The sequence below is a fragment of the Clostridium coskatii genome (assembly GCF_001675205.1).
GTDB classification, from domain to species: domain Bacteria; phylum Bacillota; class Clostridia; order Clostridiales; family Clostridiaceae; genus Clostridium_B; species Clostridium_B ljungdahlii.
In genome coordinates this window covers 1-20,094 of sequence record NZ_LROR01000098.1, presented here as the reverse complement: position 1 = coordinate 20,094, position 20,094 = coordinate 1, and the positions used below count along the sequence as shown (strand labels likewise).

Here is a 20,094-nt window from a genome sequence, read left to right as displayed (position 1 = left end):
TCTGTCATTGGTTTTACCTTATAAACATCTTTTTTTCTTGCCATAAAAAAAGCCTCCTATAATTTTTATTTTATCATAGAAAGCTTTATGTTTTTATTTTATTTACAGACTTTTTATCACAGGCTCGCGGACTAAAATGTTTATCTTATGCACTGTATAAGGATTATAAACAAGCAGATAACTGCTGCCCTATTATTTATAAATAAAACTTTCTGTATAAGCTCATACAAAAAATAATATTCTTAAAAAATACTTTGAACAAAGATAAAAAACTCAAAACCATTCTATAGTAAAATGCTTAGGATGGTTTTGTTTTTTTCACCTTTTGACTTATGTAATCTGATTTTATATTTAAAAGATTTTCTGGTTAAATTGTCACAATAAAATTCCATTATAGTTTTTAAGCTTATTTTTATTAATACTGAAACACTATCTAAGAACTTTTACTATTCAATTTTCAAAAAAACAATTTTAGTTCATTTAATTCACAGTTACTTCATGACGTTAAACAATATCTATATCAACCATCAGAGGATGATAACTTATTTAGAACAATTAAAGAAAAAGGCAAATTATATGAATTTCTATATATCACTTTAACAAATCATTCATCTTCTTTATTTTTGTACATAATTTTAGGCACAGGTGGATTTGATGGTATATAATTATAATATTACTTTAATACAAACCATTCCAAAATCACAATAAAAACTATTACTGAAATTACTTTAATGTTTCCCTTTAAAAGATTCATATTCACTCCTTATAAACCTTTTCTTTTCCTTAAATCATTTAATTGGCACTTACTTGTCCTTAAGCCATAAAAATCTATCAAATATTTTTTCTTGTATGTTATCTGCATTTATATCTGTCAGTTCTTCAGTGTAACATACTGCTCTTTTTATCCCCCAATAAGAACTATCTGCTACTGACTCCTTTCCTTTTTTAGGAGTCCATATTTCATAATCATCAGTCTTTACACCCTCAAACTCATCCATATTCCTTATCGGCCAATAAAAACGCCAATGATTGGTTGGTGAACATCCATTACTCCAATTCTCCATATTCTTATATTGAAATTTTGAAATATATATTTTTGGAGTATCACCATAATCAAGATCTATGTCTAGCACATAAATCGGTCCATTACGCCATCCATTTTCCAATTCTTTATCATGTTTACTTTGAAAAAGTACTATAAAATCATTAATTAACCATCCGCCAACTTCAGCGTCAGATTTCCATCTTAAAAACTTAGGAACTGAAACAACATATTCATTTCCTTCATCTGCGATTGTTTTACAAGAATTTATCATTTTATTTATGTTCTCATAAGTTTTATTTACTACCTTAAATGCATTTCGTATATTCTCAGCTGAATTCATAATATAAATCCTCCTCTATTGTTTCTTTCACATCAAAAGAAATAGTATTTTTTTTTACAACACCAAAGTCATACCACTTTTCTTCTACATTACTCTCAATTATAAAATCTTTAAAACTTTCAAATCCTTTTTTTATTAAAAGATTTTTTAAATCACTTACTATGACTTTTTCATAGACATTATTTATTTTTAAATTTTCAAGAGCATACAAAATGCCTTGCCATGAAATATAGGCAAATTCCACATTATTTTCAATTATATTTCTAGCTTTAATATTTTTATAGACTTCTCTGCAGGCTTCTCCATCTGCTACAAATAGTAGTATCTTATTTTTATTATTACCTGACCGTGAAACAATTCTTGATTCACGTGAAAGTTGGTTTACGCTCTTAACATTATCATATGTTGTAAATTCACCTTCCAAGTCTGGAGAATTACTTGCATCATCATCAGATGAAATACCACTAAGATACTTTACTTCAATACCAATAATAGTATTTTCAAACTTTATTAAAGCATCAATCTCTCCTTCTTTATCATGAGGCCAAAATTCAATAAATTCGCTCCACTTATCTTCATCAATATTCTCAATGATCTTTGATAAACTTCTCGGATATATCCCTTGAATAAGAATTTGTTTTAAACCGTGATTAAATGACATATATCTTAAGCTACCAAAAACATTTCCAGTTAAATCATCTTCTAATCTATCATTAAGATTTGAGCCAGTACTACTTATCTTCCCTTTTATTTCTGCAATCATACTTTCATCTCTTTTCATATACTTTTTAGGCTTACGCATAATTATATTCCTCTTATTTAAGGCTCATTAGAGCCTAAAAATCGTTATCACTCAAGTTTTCACGTATACTTAGAAATACTTTGATCAATAATATACCCATCAGGTAAGACTAAATGATTTAGTTATTCTAAGTGGAATTTATAGTAAATGAATTTATATACTGTGTTATCACTATATTGGCTAACATTTCTAATTATTGCTTATATCATAACTTCCCATTATTAGCGTAAAGGCTTTATACTAAACTATCTTCCTAACCTCTTTTTTAATCTCATAACAAATGATGAAACTTCCTTTGCCAACTCTAATCCATCGTCTGCTATTGTTTTAGCTTAATTTTAATCAATTACAAATCGCTTTGTTATTTCCATTAGTTCCTTTTAAAGTTATAGAAGATTTTATTATAGAGTTTGTATCCAAAACGGTTGTACTAATCTTAATCAATTTTTTCACCAATCTCTCTATAAATATTTTCATAATTTATATATTTTATTTATTTTCACTAGATAAATTATTATTTGCAGCTAGTTTATTGTTAGATAATTTTTGTATTGATTGTTCTACCGTTGATACTTCTTTTTTTAATTTATGATAATTACTAGCTTGATTTTTTAATTTTTCATTTGCCTATAATATTTGTTTTGCCATAGAATCATATGTTCTTTTATTCTGAATAAATTGAATAACATTTAAAACAATTAGTAATGTAACTATACCTATAATTCCATAAGATAAAATTAGTTTTCTATTTTTCATTTTAAACATATTCACATATCCACCTTTATGAATATAATAAAGATGTCATCACCAAACATAAAAATCTAGGAATGACATCTTTCAATTCTAATAAATTAAAATTATTGTTGTAAACTATTTATAGCTGCATTAACTGTATCATATAAGCTTGATATCCCAGAACTTCCAGTTTGTATATCTGGCGGTTGAATTATACAATTTCCTATAGATTTAGCTTTATCAAAATCTAAATCATCTACTGCCTGTTTAAAAGAATTAAACTTGTATACATAACTGTTCATATAATCTATAGACTTATCTATATCATCAATTTGAGTATTTATATTACTTAAATACTGACTATTCAAGTTACTAAGTTTGTCTGGTACCTGTAAATTTGCAACTTTATCTTTTAAGCTGGTTAAATTATTTTTATAATCTGACAGATATGAATTGACTTCATTCACCGCTGAAATTGATTGGGATATGCTATTATCTATATCCTCCACAGTATTATAAGTTGATGTTGATTTTAAGTTGCTAATTTTATTTTCGACTGTATCCAGGTTATTTAAAAATGTATCTGTTTCCTGTTTATAGGACTCGCAATAATTTTTCAAATTATTCAAATAATCTTTTTCAGCCTGAGGAATTTTTGATGGATCTACTAGCTGATATTCTGCAGCTAAGTCTACTGAAGCAAATCCACCAAGTATAGTTACATTTTTATAGCCTTTTGAGTCCATAAAACTTTTTTGATTTGTTATATCTTTGCCATCTATAAGTATTATAGGTGCATTCAATTTTGAAGCTAGTGTACTTCCAGATAATGCATCAGGGAAATTTACTCCACTTGCAAGTACAGCTGTATCTGTATTCACATTAAAATATTTACATATATTTAATGAAGTATCATACCTAGTTTGTCCATCTATTCTTTTTATATTATCATCGCTTAAAGATGGAACAAGTGATTTTAACTGTGTTAATATTTTATCTTCAACTGAGCCTTGTCCACCAATTATATAAACCGTACTTGGATTGATACTTGAAATTAAGTCCTTAGTTTCATCTGGAAGACTATCAGCTTTTGTCATAAATATAGGATAACCATTGTCTGCTGCTACACTTGATATACTTAATGCATCCGCAAAACCATATCCATTTGCAATTACAATTGGAGTTCCATTTTTAACATTCATAGAATTAACTATTTCTTTATTTGTGCTGAATCTATTATTTCCTCCAAGCCTTGTGATATTATTATATCCTAAATCTTTTACATGATTTGCAAATTCATCACTTACAGATCCAGTACCTCCAAGAATATATACGTTTCCATTTTTATCAATATTATTTTTTATATAATTTAATTGTTCTGAATTACTATTCAGGTCGCTATTTATTAAAAGTATTGGTGCATTATATTTCTTTGATAGAATACTTCCTACCAATGCATCAGGAAAATTACTCCCACTTGCAAGTATTACATTTTGAAGGGTACCGCTCTGAAAATTCTCTGCAATTTTTATTGACGTTTCATATCTATCATTGCCACAAAGTCTTGTTACATTATAACTTGTCTTAGCATATGCTGCAGTAGATATACCAAATACTATAGTGGTAGTTATACAAAAATTCATTAATTTTTTTAACATTCATAAGTCTCCTTTCACTCTTTATTATATATTGAATATAATAAAATTACTTTTTGCCTCTATCTATACCTCCTGCAATTTCTGTTTTTGCAGCTACCATTTCATCATAGAAAAATTGGATAATCTATATTTTTCTTTGACATTACTATACTTTAGTATGTATTCTATATATTATATAAAATTCCTTCATATAGAAAATAAAAAATTTTAAAATCTTTTACATGAGCATTTTTCTCGAGATTTAGAAGTAATGAAAACAAGCATATCATGTACTGAAAAGTAAGCTTTTCACTAATTTATCATTTCTCCTCATATTTTTTCTATTTCATATATAGAATTATTTATAAATTTCAATGAAAATTAGCATTATTAGGTTATTTACTTATCTAGAAAATAAAGGTACATTTATTTTCTAGTAATGATTTTTTATTTCTTGATGAATCTTTATGTTATAAGGAATGGGTAATATATGCCCTCTAAAAAAGCAAATGCTGAAGGCTCCATACAAAAATATTATAAAGATGGAGTTCTAAATGGATGGAGAACTACAATTACTATAAGACATGACGATACTGGAAACCTTGTACGAAAGCAATTTTACGGAAAAACAAAATATGTAGATAATGATTTGTTCGCTCTATAAATTCATAGGGCGTCTTTTTATTTGTGTTATTTGGCAATAAAAAAAGCCTCACGACATCGTGAAAGCATTGATACTGGTGCACCCAGGGAGATTCGAACTCCCGGCCTCTGGATTTGACTAAAAAGTCTTTACCTAATTTTATCCATCTCCCTATCGGTTGATATATCTAGGTTTACGTCATTGCTTGTCCCTTTTATTTCCTTAAAAATACGCACTTTTTTCTCCCGGTTGTGTTACGGTTGTGTTACAGATTTGAGTGCAAATCTCTTTGATTTTATGGAATATAATTCCATAATTTACTCCATTATATAGGACTGTCTATAAAATAAATGGATCATTTTTTCACTTCATAACTGAAATATTTTTTAACCTAATCTATATTTTCTATAGTACGTTCTACTATATTAGCAAACCTTTGTCCACTAGTTAATCTGTCTCTATCTCTTGCCCTAATTGATTTAACAATAAAAGTTTGTGGTACATAATACACTTTCCCATTTTGCTCTTTTACCACTCCTAAGTGTAATTTTACCCCCAATTTTTCATGATATAAAATGAAATCTGATTTTATATTACAGTTTCCATTAAATAATTGAGTTACTGTATTGTTATTAAATTTAACTATATTGCACTTTTCCATCAACTGAGGCAGCAAATAAAAATAAGTTATCCTGCTTTCAATTTTAGGGAATACTCTCTCTGACCTATTATTAGGTCTTAATCCCTTGTCCAAATCTTTTAATGATTTAATTGTTATGGATTCTCTAATCATACCTTCATAACCCAGCTTGCCTTCATATTTGTATCTCTGACCTTCAGCAGCTACCTTCTGTATACCTAATAAATGCGGTAAATTTTCTGTAAAAAATCTAATATCTATTTCAATTTCATCTTTTGACTTATGTAATCTGATTTTATATTTAAAAGACTTTTTGGTTAAATTGTCACAATAAAATTCCGCTATAGTTTTTAAGCTTATTTTTGATATCTTAGGTACAATCTCTAAAGATTTAAGTTCTTCTTTGGTATACATACGTAATCCCCCTATATATGTAAAAAAGTCTTAACTCAAAAGTTAAGACTTTGTAATCACAATTTTGAAACGACAGGTTAGTTTTCCTACCCCAACCAGGTCAAATGCTGCTATACTTTAAACTCCGACAGCTCGGAACAGTGTGGTCGTTTCTTGCACCCTGGAGAATTGCTCCTCACTTATATTATATACTATTTTTGCATTTTTACAATATATTATTTAGAAATTCACTTTTTTAATATTTCTTTATTTCTACGTATATGCAATATTAAAGCCATAGCTCTCCAACTTTTTAGCATTGTCACTAGACAGTTCAGGGACATTAATAAATAAATTTTCCCTTGCCCTACTTACAGCTACATAATATACCCTCTGACTCTCTTGACTTAAATCAGGATTTAATAAAAATGCTAAATCTTCATTTTCATCAAATGGTTTATTAATTTTACCTTTTACAATCACTATAACATTATCAAATTCATCACCCTTAGCCTTGTGAATCGTCCTGTGAATACTGTTATCCTCATTTATTTTTATCCAAAGTGCAACATCTGTATATTTAATAGAATCATAAAATATTTTTATGTTACCTTTTGAAATTTTCCTTATATCAATCCCAATACTATCTTTTAATTTGTTATAAAATTTTGTTATAGTAACATTTTTAAACTTATCATAAGTACTTAACAAATTATTTAATGCAATTAAAGATTTTTTTATGTTTTCTATATCTTTCTCAACTCCATAAATTTTAGCCATATTTTTTACAGCTTCTTTAAAATTATTTTGTCTTGCATATTCTATAGCTTTTATAATTTTTACAATTTGTTTAGACCTACTATTTCTTGATTCTCTGCTAAGAATTGTGTCTATGATATTATCCTTTAAAACACTCTCATCGACCTCAATTTCATCGTCATTTAGCTTCATTTCATTTGAGGTAACATCAGCATAACTTAAAGAATATAAATTTTCATTTTTATTCTTTATTATCTCCTTTGCTTTTTTATATGAATTTAACTGTTCTCCTACAATTATATAAGGTTTATTTCCTTTTTTATGATCGGGGCTTTCTTGTTTCAAGTCACTTCTTATAATATTTAAAATGTCTATTATCTGTTGGGTACTTCTTCTATTATCTTTAATTTTATATTGTTTCATATTGTCTAACGTAAATTTTTCGAATTGAGTTACATCTGCACCTTGAAACTCATATATAGCTTGAGCCTTATCTCCTATTATTCCAACTATTGTTTCTTTTCCTCCCAATAATCTTATAATTTCAGCTTGTATAGGATTGGTATCTTGAAATTCATCAATAAAAAAATATGGAAACCTTGCTCTTAAAATCTTTAGTATCTGCGGATATTCTTTGATTAATTTGTAACTAAAAAATAAGACATCATCATAAGTAATTATTCCATCTTTCCAGTACTGTTCCTTATACTTCAAATAATCCTCTTGGTGCTTTGAAAAATCTAAAATGAATGACATCTTTTTGCTGCCGTCATCATATCTCTTATAATAATTTCTATGTTTTCTAACTTTTAAAATACAATCGTCATCTTCTAATGTCCAGCACAGATTAACTAAATTCTGTTGAGTTAATTTACCGTCCTTTAGTAAATATCGTAGTTTCACTCCTCCACTTTTTATCCATTCAACCATCTTTCTATAACTAAAAATACTCTCATCATATACATTTAATTTTTCTATATTTAAATTATAATCATCCTTTATTAAATATATATATGGCTTAATTATATATTTATAAAGAAAACTGTGTATAGTACTTACCTCAACCTGATCTCCTGCATCTTTAAGTTTATTAATTATAGCTTTAACACCAATTTTAGTATATGTAATACATGCAACTTTTTTAGATTTTTTCAATCTAGTAGATTTATTTAGTACGTTCTTTATATGATTAACAAGCCACGTTGTTTTACCAGCACCAGGTCCTGCTTCTACTTTAAAATTGTTCTCAGTATTTATAAGAGAATTTGATTCTATAAATTCAAAATTAGCATCTACTTTATCATCCATTCTATGGCCTCCTTTATGTATTTAGGTGGCTCAAAATGGAATCCTTGATTATCATTTAAATTGTTTTCTAGTATATCAGATAATTCTATAGCATTTTCACCTTTTCCAACTGAATTTAAATATTTTGCCGCTATCAAATGTTTTTTTCTTTCATCATCATGATCCCATAATGAATTTTCTATTCCTTCTCTTATTCTCTCATCTTCATCACTTTTACTTAATTTATCCAGCATATTATTTAAACTCTTATTTTCATTAAAATCCTTTAATAATTCTTTTAATTTTCCTGCATTACTAATACTATCAGTAATTATATTCTCACAATTAGGGTTAGACAATATTATTTCATACTCAAGAGTTTTACCCTTTCCTTCTGTCTGTGTAAAATATTTTATATTATTCGAAATTTCTCCTTTACTTTTTTCTTCTTCAAATTCTTTTATAAAACTATTAGAAGAATTTTTATAATCATATTTTTCCTTATCAATATCAAGTTCAAAAGGATAACACTTCTTAAACTTTGGTTTTTTATCAGTTTTACATTTACGTTCTGGATCTAAATCAGTTATACAAACAACTTTTTTATCAATTGCTCCCTCTATTTTAGTGTTAAATAATTTTAAATAATGCTGAAAATATCTGCCTTCAGCATTAATAACAGATATATGATGATCTTCTAAATTTATATCTAAGTACTTTGCAAATACAGGTACAAGAAGCTGCTCTGCAATTCCTTCTACTAAAATAATTCCTTTAGCAAAAAGCATATCGGATTTTGTAACATCTAAAAATCTTCTTATATATGACTTAGACTTCTTATCATCAGAATTTGAAATATCAAAAACTTTCCCAGGATAGCCAACATTTAATTTATGATTATTTGAATTGAGTACAATAATTTCATCTAATTCAACTGCTGCTGTAATATTGGGTGAATGTGTTGTTATAAATACTTGTCTCGCATTTCTACCATTATTCTCTCTTAAGAACTTCAAAAACTTATACTGCATAGCAGGATGTAAATGGGCTTCTGGTTCTTCTATAACTAAAATAGGGAAAACCTTTGCATTACTACCCAAATACTCACCTGATGCATCTTTTTGCATTTTTGCTAATAAAAGTGATATAAAAATTAGATTATTATATCCTAATCCATTATTACAAATAGGAATTTTTATATTTGTTTCATATTTAACTATTAATTGTAATGCTGAATATAATTGTGTATCTAAAATACTCCCATCAAAATCTAGAACCGATTTATCAAAACTAGCACCTGTTTCATTAGCATATTTTAGCATTTGATCTTTTCCTGATTTCATTCTTGATTTAAGCTGTTCTATTAGATTCTCTGCCTGACTAGAAAAGTCTTTCTTTTTAGAACTTATTTCACTGATTTTTTCATCTTTGTTTTTCTGAGAATCATTTTTTATATCATAATCCATAAAAAAGTCTAATACTTCTTTTAAAAGTACATTCTTTCCCGTGCACAAGTCTCTCTCTACATCTCTTATTGCATCAAGAAACTGAAAATCAAATTTTCTAAGTACTTCATTATCTACTTCAATTTTATAATCTGGATTACCACAATAAATTTTATAGATATATTTTCTTATAAAATTATCATCTATAGCTTTCCAGTATAAATCAGCATCTTGTCCAGATATCACTGACATAATTTTTTTATAATTTTCTACCTCCTTCTCAGGTAAAAAAAATTCATATGTCAGCTTAGCTTCATATGGACTATCTATTTTAGTAAGACATCCCCCTATAGTGGCCAAATCATCAGAATATTCCTCTTCATTTTTAGATTCTTTAATAGTTGCACTTATTTCTATTTTAGGCGGTTGCTCTTTTAACCTTGTAGGTTCTATATATTTATTAAAATCATCAATAGTCAAACTTTTATGGCTACTGTAATTAAAAATTAATCCTAATGCCTTCAAAAGATTTGATTTTCCAGCATTATTATGTCCAATAATAACATTTATTCCCTCATTAAAGTCAATATTCACATTTTCATCGAATGACCTAAAATTACTAATTTGTATATGTGATATATACATAAAACACATCTCCCCTTATTTCTGCCCTTAATGATACAAATACATACTAATTATATCATTATTTACCTTATTAGAATAATCTTAGTTATTAGTAATAAATATTTGTCAAAACTACATAACCTCTCTATGTCATATAATTATTTATATTACTATTAACAGTTAATCAAACAGAATGACGTTGGCTATTTAATTGGTTGAGGTAAAAAAATGTATACTGAAACACTGGCCAAGCTTTAACTCTTCGCACACTCAGACAAAAAGCTTGACCAGTGCCTTTAATTTTAATGGGATGCTCCGCCCCAAACCTAGGCAGTAATTCCGTCTTACTAATAGTCTCGGATTTCCTCGCACGGAAGCTTTGGACAAGCACTTTCTTTTTCACTTAGTTAACACCTCAATAATCACTTAAAGTAAAATATTTCTTATATATAGATCTCAGCCCTACAGCGTCCAAAACAAAGGCTAGTCCAAAGACAAATTATATGAATTTCTATATATCACTTTAAAAAATCATTCATCTTCTATCTCTATCAATCCTAAATCAAGAAGCGCTATGCATAATAAACTCAGCAATTTGTATTTTTTAGTTTGAGCATAGTACTTCTCCTCATAGTTGTATATCTCTAAATTAGCATCTCTAAAATTATCCAAATCATAATTTTCGATTCCTATACTTTTTATTGCTTTATCCATTTCATTAACAGCTAATGCAACAGTATCTTTATTTATTTTCTGATAACCAATACTTCTTTTATGCAAATATTTTTTTAGATCTGTACCCTTTTCTATTTCTATATTAAATGCATCTTTTATATAGTTTGAAGCAGTAAAACTTTCAATTGATGGATAGCTCAGCAGGAGTAACCCCTGTCTGTCATATTCATCATTGCTTTCCCTTGAATTATTAAGCTTATTCATTAAATCACTAATAAGTGTCTTATTCGTATTAGAATAATTATCTCTATCAAAAATATAAAATATAGCGGCTTTATCCACCGGAAAATTATACTCATCAATAAGCCTTTCAAACAAGTTATCCAGGTAGCCGTTGGCATCCTCTATATCCTTAATGTTTGATTCTTCCGTATTAATGACAAATATGGAGGACAGCGGATTATCCTTTTTATTGTATGGCCTATATCTATCTAACCTATCCAATTTTTCATACTGGTAATCAAATATATTAGTGAATATCTTATGCAATATTTTTATTTCTGTTTTAATACCTTCTACAATAAACAATACTTTTCCAATTCGTTTGTTGTTATCAGCAAAAACTATTTTACTCATTTTCGTATACCGGCTTTCCGCCAAAAACTCCGCTCGTATACATTTTTTCTATGTTCTGTGCTTCTCTTGGTCTTTCATCAGAAAACCTATTTATAAAACTTCCATCGCTTCCTCTAAATTCAACCGCATATTCCTGATCCGGTCTAAAGATAGTATTTGATAATAAGTTAGTTGAATGTGAAACTATAAATATCTGAGCCTTACTTGACTTTTCCATGAAATATCTAACAAGAAGTTCTTCTAAATCATTATGAAATGCACTGCTAAATTCATCTATAATTAACATACCTCCATTTTTTATAACATGGAAAAATGCCGGCAGTATATTTAAAAGATTTTTATTGCCTAATGACTCCATCACAAATGGAATTGGTTCTCCAATATCATCTCTTTTAAAGAAAATACTTTTGTTTCCTTCTGTATTTATAGAAATTAAGCTTCCCGTACTTTCCTTTGAATACTCTATTAATTGGCCGAAATTATATTTTTTAAAGAAACTATTAATATCCTCTACACCATTATTGTCCAGGTACTCCTTTAAATCCAGATTATTGTTTGACGGATTTATTCCTCTCCTTAGAAAGGCATCGAGAAAAACTGAATTTATCAAATAGTTAAACCACTCTTTTAAAACAGGATAATTGTTAAACTTTGTATTAAAATATATGGATCTTAAAAGTAAGGATTTTTTATCAAGATTATCAAATACTTCATTATCTGTAATATATGATTTTGCACTTTCCCCAATCCTGTTTAGCATAATTTTATTATTCACGAGCAAAGTCTCAACCATAATTTTTTTTCCTGTATCATATTCAATGTTGTAATTAATAACGTTATCTCCAAATTGAAACTCATAGTGAAGCTTTATGTTGTCACTTTTTGAAAATAAACATTTATATAAACCAATGTCAATTATTTTTTCTGCAAATAGTAATTCTAGTAAAAGCTTAATGGATAGTATTATGTTAGTTTTGCCTGAGGCATTAGCTCCTACAAATATTCCACCTTTTAGTATTCCATCATCTGAAACATTTCTTTTTTTAAGAATTTTATAATTAGTACTTGTAAAGTCTACTGTTGTTAAATGTTTGAAAGATTTAAAGTTTTCTATTTCTATTTTGCTTAACATTTTTATCACCCTCTCCTATTTATATTATATCCAAATTTCAAAAAAAGTGTATGTTTTTTACGTCTATCTTTGTTTATTGTGTAATTTTTTTACGCTTATTGTGTGTGCAGAAGTTATAACCTATAAGCTGAGGCACTGGCCAAGCTTTATCTCTTCACTCACTCAGACAAAAAGCTTGGCCAGTGCCTTTAATTTTAATGGGATGCTCCGCCCCAAACCCAGGAAGTAATGCTCTATGGTCTTATAATAGGCTCGGATTCCCTCGCAAGGAGGCTTTGGACTAGCACTTTCTTTTTCGCTTAGCTACTATATCAATAGTCACTTAAAGTAAAACATCTATTATATGTAGGACTTATCCCTACAGTGCTCAAAACAAAGGCTTGTCCAAATGCAATTTATAAATTATTTCATCTAGCACTTCAAATAAGTAGCGCAATGCTCCTCCATCTTTACAAAATAACTTTCTATATTTTATGAAATCAATACCTGCCTATGAATTTCAAATGCACTATTATAATCTTGTTTCGCTATCCCTTGAAAAATTTATTACTACACATATAGATACTTTATATATACCTTTAATTTATCCATATGTTTTAAAATAATAAACCGCTTTATTTTTTCTTCAAGCACCAGCACTTTTTTAGTCCTCGTCAGCCTTATAATAGATAAATTCCCAGATAAAAATAAAAGGAAAGCTTCCTGCGGATAAAGTGCTTCCTTAATAATTCATAAAAAGTTCCTATTTTAACTGTACTGCTGATGTATTCCTCTGGGGTCCTACCTACGCACAAAGTATTTAATTAAATTGGATTTTCAATGCACGATTGACGCCTTTGACAAGCCCAGGGCTAGTCCACCTTATACATGCCCTTTACAGGGCAGGCATAAGGACGGCTTGGGTATAAAACAATTCAAAATGTTAATTTTAATTACTAATTATATGGATAATGGGAAGTTCAATTCTAGTCAAAAATCTTACCTTATCTTTGATAAGCCTCTCCGTAAGAATTTACCTTAGTATTATTCAATACTTAAATTTTTTTAAGTATTTTGATAAAACCCAACCTCGTCTTTCTTTCATTAAATTCTTATCAATAAACTTTATATTTATCCATTCGTTTTTCTTGCTAATAACCTTAACAATACTTCCAATATCTAATTTATAAATAACAAAACTTTTTTTGCTATTAGTATTTTTTACTTCCAATTTGTCTTTATTACTATACATAAACCCTTCATAGCTATATTTATTCGCATTATTTAATGTAATTTGCTTGAATTCTTGTTTTACTACTTGAATAACTTGCTTTGGATTCGAAATTATACATTTGTTAATAGAATTATAAAAATTTTGACCCAATAGAAATATAAAATTTACTAACAAACCAAGTAAAATATTTACTACTACTTGTTTAAATTTTATACTGGAATTACTATTAATAATTTGGTCTTGCCCTTCCTTTATATCTCTTAACCAATAAATAATTGTATTGGCAATATTTATACAATCTTCACTTTTTCTTTCTAATTTAGCATTTATAATATTTTCTATATCTTTTAAATTGATTTCTTCATTTTTAACTTCAATTACATTTGCTTCTTTAAACTCACTTGAATCACAAAACACTTTATCATATGATAAAATAATTTCATTTAAAGCTTTTAAGTCCAAACTACTAAAATTAGCTATTTTTTTAATGCCTTGTATTTGGGTTTGGTAATTTTTCGCAACTAAACTCAAAACTGAACTCAAATTTCCTATACTTGAACTTATATTTAATTGCTCTATTTGACTTTGATAATTTTTCGTAACTGAACTCAAAGCTGAACTCAAATTTCCTATACTTGAACTTATATTTAATTGCTCTATTTGACTTTGATAATTTTTCGTGACTGAACTCAAAACTGAACTTAAATTTCCTATACTTGAACTTATATTTAATTGCTCTATTTGACTTTGATAATTTTTCATAACTGAACTCAAAACTGAACTCAAATTTCCTATACTTGAACTTATGTTCAAATTACTATTATCTATTTTAACCGCTATTTTTTTTAAATCTTGCATTTTAATTCATCCACCTAACATCTAAAGTTCAACTAATAATATAATCCATATTAATGTTTATATTTAGCTATATTATAATTAATAATTATTCTTTGACATATATTTTCGCCATCCTTTTAACCACAGAGGAATTCACAAGCTTCCTCTAATAAAGGACAAAAGTTACAATTATAAAAATTGAAATATCTTATTTTACCTGCTGATAAGGAATGTTTAAAAGTGGTAAAAACTAAGTCAATACAACTTAACTCAATGTAATGCATTGCATTCATTGTATGGATAACGGGAAGTAAATCAGATATTAGTATATACCCCTAATTTACTACTTTGTCCAAATATTAAACTAAACTTCAAACTACTTATACCATAATTCACCATTATTTATCCTAAATAATATGCAAATTAGAATCAAATCTCATAAAAACTTTTAATGTTAATATATTCTATTTTTTGCATACATTATTAATCTTCAACTTTTGAATTGCTTTTATTTAAAGAAAGTAGCTTTCGTGGATACAGTTCTTTCTTAATTGTAGAATACTCCATTTCATAAAAATCAAATTGATTTATTCCAAATTCCTCACACTTTCTTTTAACAATTTCAATTATTTCTATTTTTGCTTTTTGGGGTGTCTTCATTCCAAAAATTATTGCCTCAAGATCCTCAAACTTATATTCTAACAATCTATCTTTTGGATTATGATAAAAATCAAGTGCATTGTTTAATATAATACGATATTCTCTTTCATGCGACCAATCTGGTAACTTTTTTAAATAAGCTCTCTCGCAAATACTCCAATACTGTTTTCTCCATTCCTCCTCTTGTAAAAATATCTCCTCACAACATACACTTAATTCCCCTTGATCGTTTGTATACCACTGTTCTTTTAATTGTGGTATCGGCAAACAACCTAAATTCCTAAAAAAATCTAATTCTTCAAAACTTGTAGAATATTCTATAGGTTTTAGATCAAATTCTCTATAATCATAAATATTACCACTTGAACTACTCCAGCCAGATATTCCTTTCAATATCAATGTTGGCTTATCTGTATTTGTTTTAAATTTTAAACAAACTCCTGTGTGGTTCTTTCCATATGTTCCCCATATAGATGAATCTAGACAATTATCCATAAAACATGCTACATAAGCTCTAGGATAAGTTAACTGTACAACAGAATCTAAATACATCTGAGTAAATTCAACATAAATACTTTGTTGTTTAGGTGAGTTCTTAAATTTTAGTAGTAATTCACTATCCCAACTTTTCAATGTGTCATGTATAACTTTCATTATTTGTATATATTGCTTTTCATCTAGTTCTTTCCATATGTTATCCCAATCAAAATCTATATTTTTTTGCACTACTTTATGATGTACATTTTCAACATTAGCTAATAACCCACTTTGTATATCTATTTCGAAAATAGAGTTTAAAGCTATTCCAGATAGCATTTTCAAATGAACATACATTTCTTCAAGATAAATTTTATTTGGATTTTTAACGATAAAATTTATATAATCTTGTACAAATTTATCATTAAAAAATTGATTATATATTTTTTGAATACGTTCCTTATAAATTTCTGTAGGTAAACTATTCATACTTTTATATATTGGAATGTCCTTTTTAGAAATGCTTTCATCGTCATTTAGTAATCGAGATAATAAGACCACATGCTCTAAACATAAAATATAATGTTTCAATAAATTTACCCAAACAATTTTATCTCCTTGCCAAAAATAAAGACGAGTTCCCTCCAATGGATCGTTTAATTCATCAAAACCAGCAAAATAAATTTGTTGTTTCTCCAATTCTTGATATTTTCCTATTAAATTTTCAACACTTCTAAATCTGTACATACTATCCTCCATTTTCACTTTGTATCTATTTTTATTATCACTCTAGAATTACTTTTTAAATCTCACTTATGTTTTTATAACTAATACATGCAAGAATACATAAAATTTCTGAATACTTAACTATTTTAATTATGGTATTCTACCTACCCATTATAGACATAATTATCTATAACTACTAAACATCTATATAACAGATGGCATGTCCTAATTATATCATATAAATCCATATTATTACTTATGTTTACAAAATAAGTATGATTTTTAAATAGGGTGGACTTGCCTTGTAATGCCGGTCATATAAGCAATCTCTACATATATAGCCATATCTGAGCTGAGTATTAGAAGCATGTTCCCCCTTTCACCTGTATACTACAAATTGTTTAGAAATATTTTGAAGAGCTATTTAAAACTTCATGCATATAAAGACCTATGAATACTCCCCTGAACGCTTGTTTATTTTGCTAAACAATAGATTTGACGACTGTACCAAGCTTTGTAAAAGCTTGTACTTTCGTTAAATCTCCCTTTGTTTAGCGAAGTAGCACAAGCGAAAGACCCCAGAGGAATACCGGGAAGGGGTGGACCTGCCTTGCTGCGAAACCTTATATGGACATGTCTTTTTAATGCTTGTACATGAAAGGTTTCTGCAGGGAGCACGTCCGCCCCCCTGCACTCTGCCGGGTACCCAAATAAAGAGCTAGTTAAAATCGTGTATTTCTTTGCTTTTAGAAGGTACGGATAAAGGAGGAACTTATAAAAGCTTAGAAATACTAGATAGGAACCTGTCCTTTTTGGGGTGGCAGTTAAAGTGACCGAATATATGAAATATATATTATATGCATCAGTAACTATATCCTTATTAGATCCAATCTCCTTTATAACCTGAAATACATATCTAATTTAATTAAATAATTTTAATACACTAAAATTTATTTTATGATACATATGCCATACTAATGTTACATTGATATAAGCACACGAGCGGAAGTTAACTAATAGACTTGTATATTTGCCTTTGGACTAGCCTTTGTTTTGAGTGCTGCAAAGATAAACACTATTTATACATATGAAATATCTTGCTTTTATTGATTACTGATACAGCAAATAAGCGAAAAAGAAAGTGCTTGTTCAAAGATTCCTTGCGACTGAAAAGGAGCCTATTATAAGACTTCGAAGAACTGCTGCCTGGGTTTGGGGCGGAGCATCCCATTAAATTTGATTTCTATGGAACAGCTTTAATTCTGAGTATGCGAAGAGGTAAAGCTAGTCCATAGATTCATAATGTAATAATTCATAAACTTTAAATAATTATATGTCATTAACATTTGTAAATCTAAAAAACAAAAACACTATAATTAAAATAGTGTTCATTCTTTGTTATTTTCTATAATATTATCCATCAACCTTTTAAGACTGTCACTATGTGAAAATTTTATGTAGGACCTTTTTATAACATCAATAAATGATAGTACTTTGCCATTTTGCTTTATAACTTTAGGTTCTTTACCTACTTCATAGAGTTTAGTAAACTTCACATAACACATTTGTAAGCTATCTAATTCATTCTTACCGTATATTGTAGTATATAAAAACAAGATATCACAAAAGTTAACAACTTCAACAGCTGCTAAAGATTTTATATATGGAGCTGCCTTGTTATCATCCGACATATAATAATAAATATTATATGCTTTAGCAAAAGCTGCTGTTATCCTTTCGCCATCATTTACTGGTTGTTTTTCTTTTGATTCTACAATTGCCTTTTCTTTCAAAATCTTATTTGTATTTTTATATATTTTTTTTTGATGGGGCGTTAATGTCTCATAATATAGTATTTTTAGCCTATGTGTATTATATAAATTTTCTATTACTTTTCCTTATGAAGTATCTTTTTTTATTTCATTATCATAAACATAATCACTTATATAAATATCTCCAAGTATATCTAACACATACCATAATGCACCAGTCTTTATAAGATGAATTAAAATATCTGTATCAAATATGGCTTCAACTCGCGGCACTTCCTCATCCCCCTAACTTAAAAGGTTATTTATAAAATCATTCGCATTTTTATCATTTTCTTCATACTGTTCATATCCAAAATCTTCTGGTTGGCAACCCAAGTACCCAAATATTACAACCAAATCATTATAATCAATATATCCATTATCATAATTAGATTTAATTAGTTGTAAATCTTTTGCTGATAAAGATTTTACCTTAGATGGTGTATTTAACTTATTGTCATAACCTAAATTTTTAGTTAAGCTTTCAAGCTTTCCCTCATCCTTTAAAATTTTCTCCAAATCTTTTTGTTTATCATCATCAATTAAGTTTAGTTCTATAAGTCTTTTAGTAACTGCAGTATGATCAACACCATATAAATTCTGCATCTCAATTATTGTTAGCTCACTTATTCCACCATCTTTATCAATAGATATTTTTTTTAAATACTCATCAATATCTTCTTTAGGCATAAGCAGCTCTGCAGCAAAAGCATTAGCTCTTTTTTCATTTATATCTTTTATATTTTCATCATTATATTCTGGTTGTTCTATTATAAGTTTTTTCTTTAGATATACTCTATTTTCTAACAAATGATATATTTCATGTGCAATAGTAAATCTCTCTTTACCTAAAGTTTGATTACTATTAGTTACTATAATATAAGTATTATTTTTATATCCTATAAATCCAGCTAATTTCAAATTACTAAAATGAGTTCTGATTAATTTCAAACTAATTTTTTCATACTCTTCTATACGACTTAAAATATCCAAAAGATTTTTTCCACAATAATTTCCCAAACCATATTTATCTCTAAAATTAATTGCCCTTTCATAACCTATATTTAATGAATCATTTAATTTATCCATTTTTACTCACCTCTATAAATTTGTTCTTGAGTAAACAGCGCTTCTACCAATAATTCTATTCTCCTTATCTCTGGAAGTTCTTCTTCATCAGCACCCTTAGAACTAAAAGCCATTACAAAAGACTCATCTTCTTCATTGGATTCATCTTCCACATAGCCAAACAAAGTGTCCATACTTATACCTAAAACATAACAAATATTTTTAGCTTCCTCTAAAGAAATAGCTCTCTGGTTATTTTCTATTTTAGCAATAACTACTCTTCCCAAATTCACCTTTTTGCCTAATTCTTCTTGAGTTAACCCTTGCATTTTTCTCAAATGTCCTATAGCTTCTCCAACATATTTAAACTTCATAATATTAACACCTTGTATAATGAACATGTAGTAAAAAATTCATTATACTTTTTCCTTTCTTAAAGATTTTTTACTATAATTATCATAAGACGCTGTGGATTAGTTTTCGCACCTATAGCTAGACTATTTTAATTG

The 20,094-nt window shown here is 27.9% G+C and carries 16 protein-coding genes; 1 reads left to right on the top strand and 15 read right to left on the bottom strand.

From position 1 onward, the window contains the following. Positions 1-803 precede the first annotated feature (803 nt). The 4 genes from CLCOS_RS20210 to CLCOS_RS20200 form a co-directional block, all read right to left on the bottom strand. Positions 804-1,385 (bottom strand): hypothetical protein, encoded by a 582-nt coding sequence (locus CLCOS_RS20210; protein WP_063602582.1) that lies wholly within the window; start codon positions 1,383-1,385, stop codon positions 804-806. After that, complete coding sequence (locus tag CLCOS_RS20205; RefSeq protein ID WP_156496403.1) at positions 1,372-2,166, bottom strand: hypothetical protein; 795 nt, start codon at positions 2,164-2,166, stop codon at positions 1,372-1,374. The genes CLCOS_RS20210 and CLCOS_RS20205 overlap by 14 nt, the downstream gene beginning before the upstream one ends. A gap of 648 nt (positions 2,167-2,814) precedes the next feature. Further along, complete coding sequence (locus tag CLCOS_RS22625) at positions 2,815-2,952, bottom strand: hypothetical protein (RefSeq protein WP_156496402.1); 138 nt, start codon at positions 2,950-2,952, stop codon at positions 2,815-2,817. Positions 2,953-3,044: 92 nt separating this feature from the next. Beyond that, on the bottom strand, positions 3,045-4,580 hold the full coding sequence (locus CLCOS_RS20200) for a cell wall-binding repeat-containing protein (RefSeq protein WP_063602580.1): 1,536 nt from the start codon (positions 4,578-4,580) through the stop codon (positions 3,045-3,047). Positions 4,581-5,049: 469 nt separating this feature from the next. Between CLCOS_RS20200 and CLCOS_RS22620 the strand changes: the two genes are divergently transcribed. Continuing rightward, positions 5,050-5,223, top strand: a complete 174-nt coding sequence (locus CLCOS_RS22620) for a hypothetical protein (RefSeq protein ID WP_156496401.1) — start codon at positions 5,050-5,052, stop codon at positions 5,221-5,223. Positions 5,224-5,593: 370 nt separating this feature from the next. Here the strand turns inward: CLCOS_RS22620 and CLCOS_RS20195 are convergent, their stop codons facing one another. The 11 genes from CLCOS_RS20195 to CLCOS_RS20140 all read right to left on the bottom strand — a co-directional run bounded on the left by CLCOS_RS20195 (position 5,594) and on the right by CLCOS_RS20140 (position 19,959). Beyond that, positions 5,594-6,256 carry a PBECR4 domain-containing protein gene (locus CLCOS_RS20195; protein ID WP_063602579.1) on the bottom strand — a complete coding sequence of 221 codons (663 nt, stop codon included), beginning with the start codon at positions 6,254-6,256 and terminating at the stop codon, positions 5,594-5,596. Positions 6,257-6,508: 252 nt separating this feature from the next. Continuing rightward, on the bottom strand, positions 6,509-8,302 hold the full coding sequence (locus CLCOS_RS20190; RefSeq protein ID WP_063602578.1) for a UvrD-helicase domain-containing protein: 1,794 nt from the start codon (positions 8,300-8,302) through the stop codon (positions 6,509-6,511). Beyond that, positions 8,287-10,371 (bottom strand): ATP-dependent nuclease, encoded by a 2,085-nt coding sequence (locus CLCOS_RS20185; protein ID WP_063602577.1) that lies wholly within the window; start codon positions 10,369-10,371, stop codon positions 8,287-8,289. Before CLCOS_RS20185 ends, CLCOS_RS20190 begins: the two co-directional genes overlap by 16 nt. Positions 10,372-10,881: 510 nt before the next feature. Further along, positions 10,882-11,661 (bottom strand): hypothetical protein, encoded by a 780-nt coding sequence (locus CLCOS_RS20175; RefSeq protein ID WP_082853648.1) that lies wholly within the window; start codon positions 11,659-11,661, stop codon positions 10,882-10,884. Continuing rightward, positions 11,654-12,793, bottom strand: a complete 1,140-nt coding sequence (locus CLCOS_RS20170) for an AAA family ATPase (RefSeq protein ID WP_063602575.1) — start codon at positions 12,791-12,793, stop codon at positions 11,654-11,656. Before CLCOS_RS20170 ends, CLCOS_RS20175 begins: the two co-directional genes overlap by 8 nt. A gap of 1,027 nt (positions 12,794-13,820) precedes the next feature. After that, positions 13,821-14,864, bottom strand: coding sequence for a hypothetical protein (locus CLCOS_RS20165; protein ID WP_063602574.1), 1,044 nt, complete (start codon positions 14,862-14,864; stop codon positions 13,821-13,823). A 462-nt stretch (positions 14,865-15,326) separates the two neighbouring features. Beyond that, positions 15,327-16,727: a DUF2971 domain-containing protein gene (locus CLCOS_RS20160; RefSeq protein WP_063602573.1), complete on the bottom strand. Its 1,401-nt coding sequence runs from the start codon at positions 16,725-16,727 to the stop codon at positions 15,327-15,329. A gap of 1,367 nt (positions 16,728-18,094) precedes the next feature. Next, entirely contained in the window at positions 18,095-18,499 is a 405-nt protein-coding gene (locus CLCOS_RS22905; protein ID WP_242867049.1) for a hypothetical protein, read from the bottom strand. A 105-nt stretch (positions 18,500-18,604) separates the two neighbouring features. Further along, positions 18,605-18,751 (bottom strand): hypothetical protein, encoded by a 147-nt coding sequence (locus CLCOS_RS22900; RefSeq protein WP_242867047.1) that lies wholly within the window; start codon positions 18,749-18,751, stop codon positions 18,605-18,607. Positions 18,752-18,763: 12 nt separating this feature from the next. Beyond that, positions 18,764-19,606: an ImmA/IrrE family metallo-endopeptidase gene (locus CLCOS_RS20145; protein WP_063602571.1), complete on the bottom strand. Its 843-nt coding sequence runs from the start codon at positions 19,604-19,606 to the stop codon at positions 18,764-18,766. Positions 19,607-19,608: 2 nt separating this feature from the next. Beyond that, positions 19,609-19,959 carry a helix-turn-helix domain-containing protein gene (locus tag CLCOS_RS20140; RefSeq protein ID WP_063602570.1) on the bottom strand — a complete coding sequence of 117 codons (351 nt, stop codon included), beginning with the start codon at positions 19,957-19,959 and terminating at the stop codon, positions 19,609-19,611. Between the last annotated feature and the right edge of the window lie 135 nt (positions 19,960-20,094).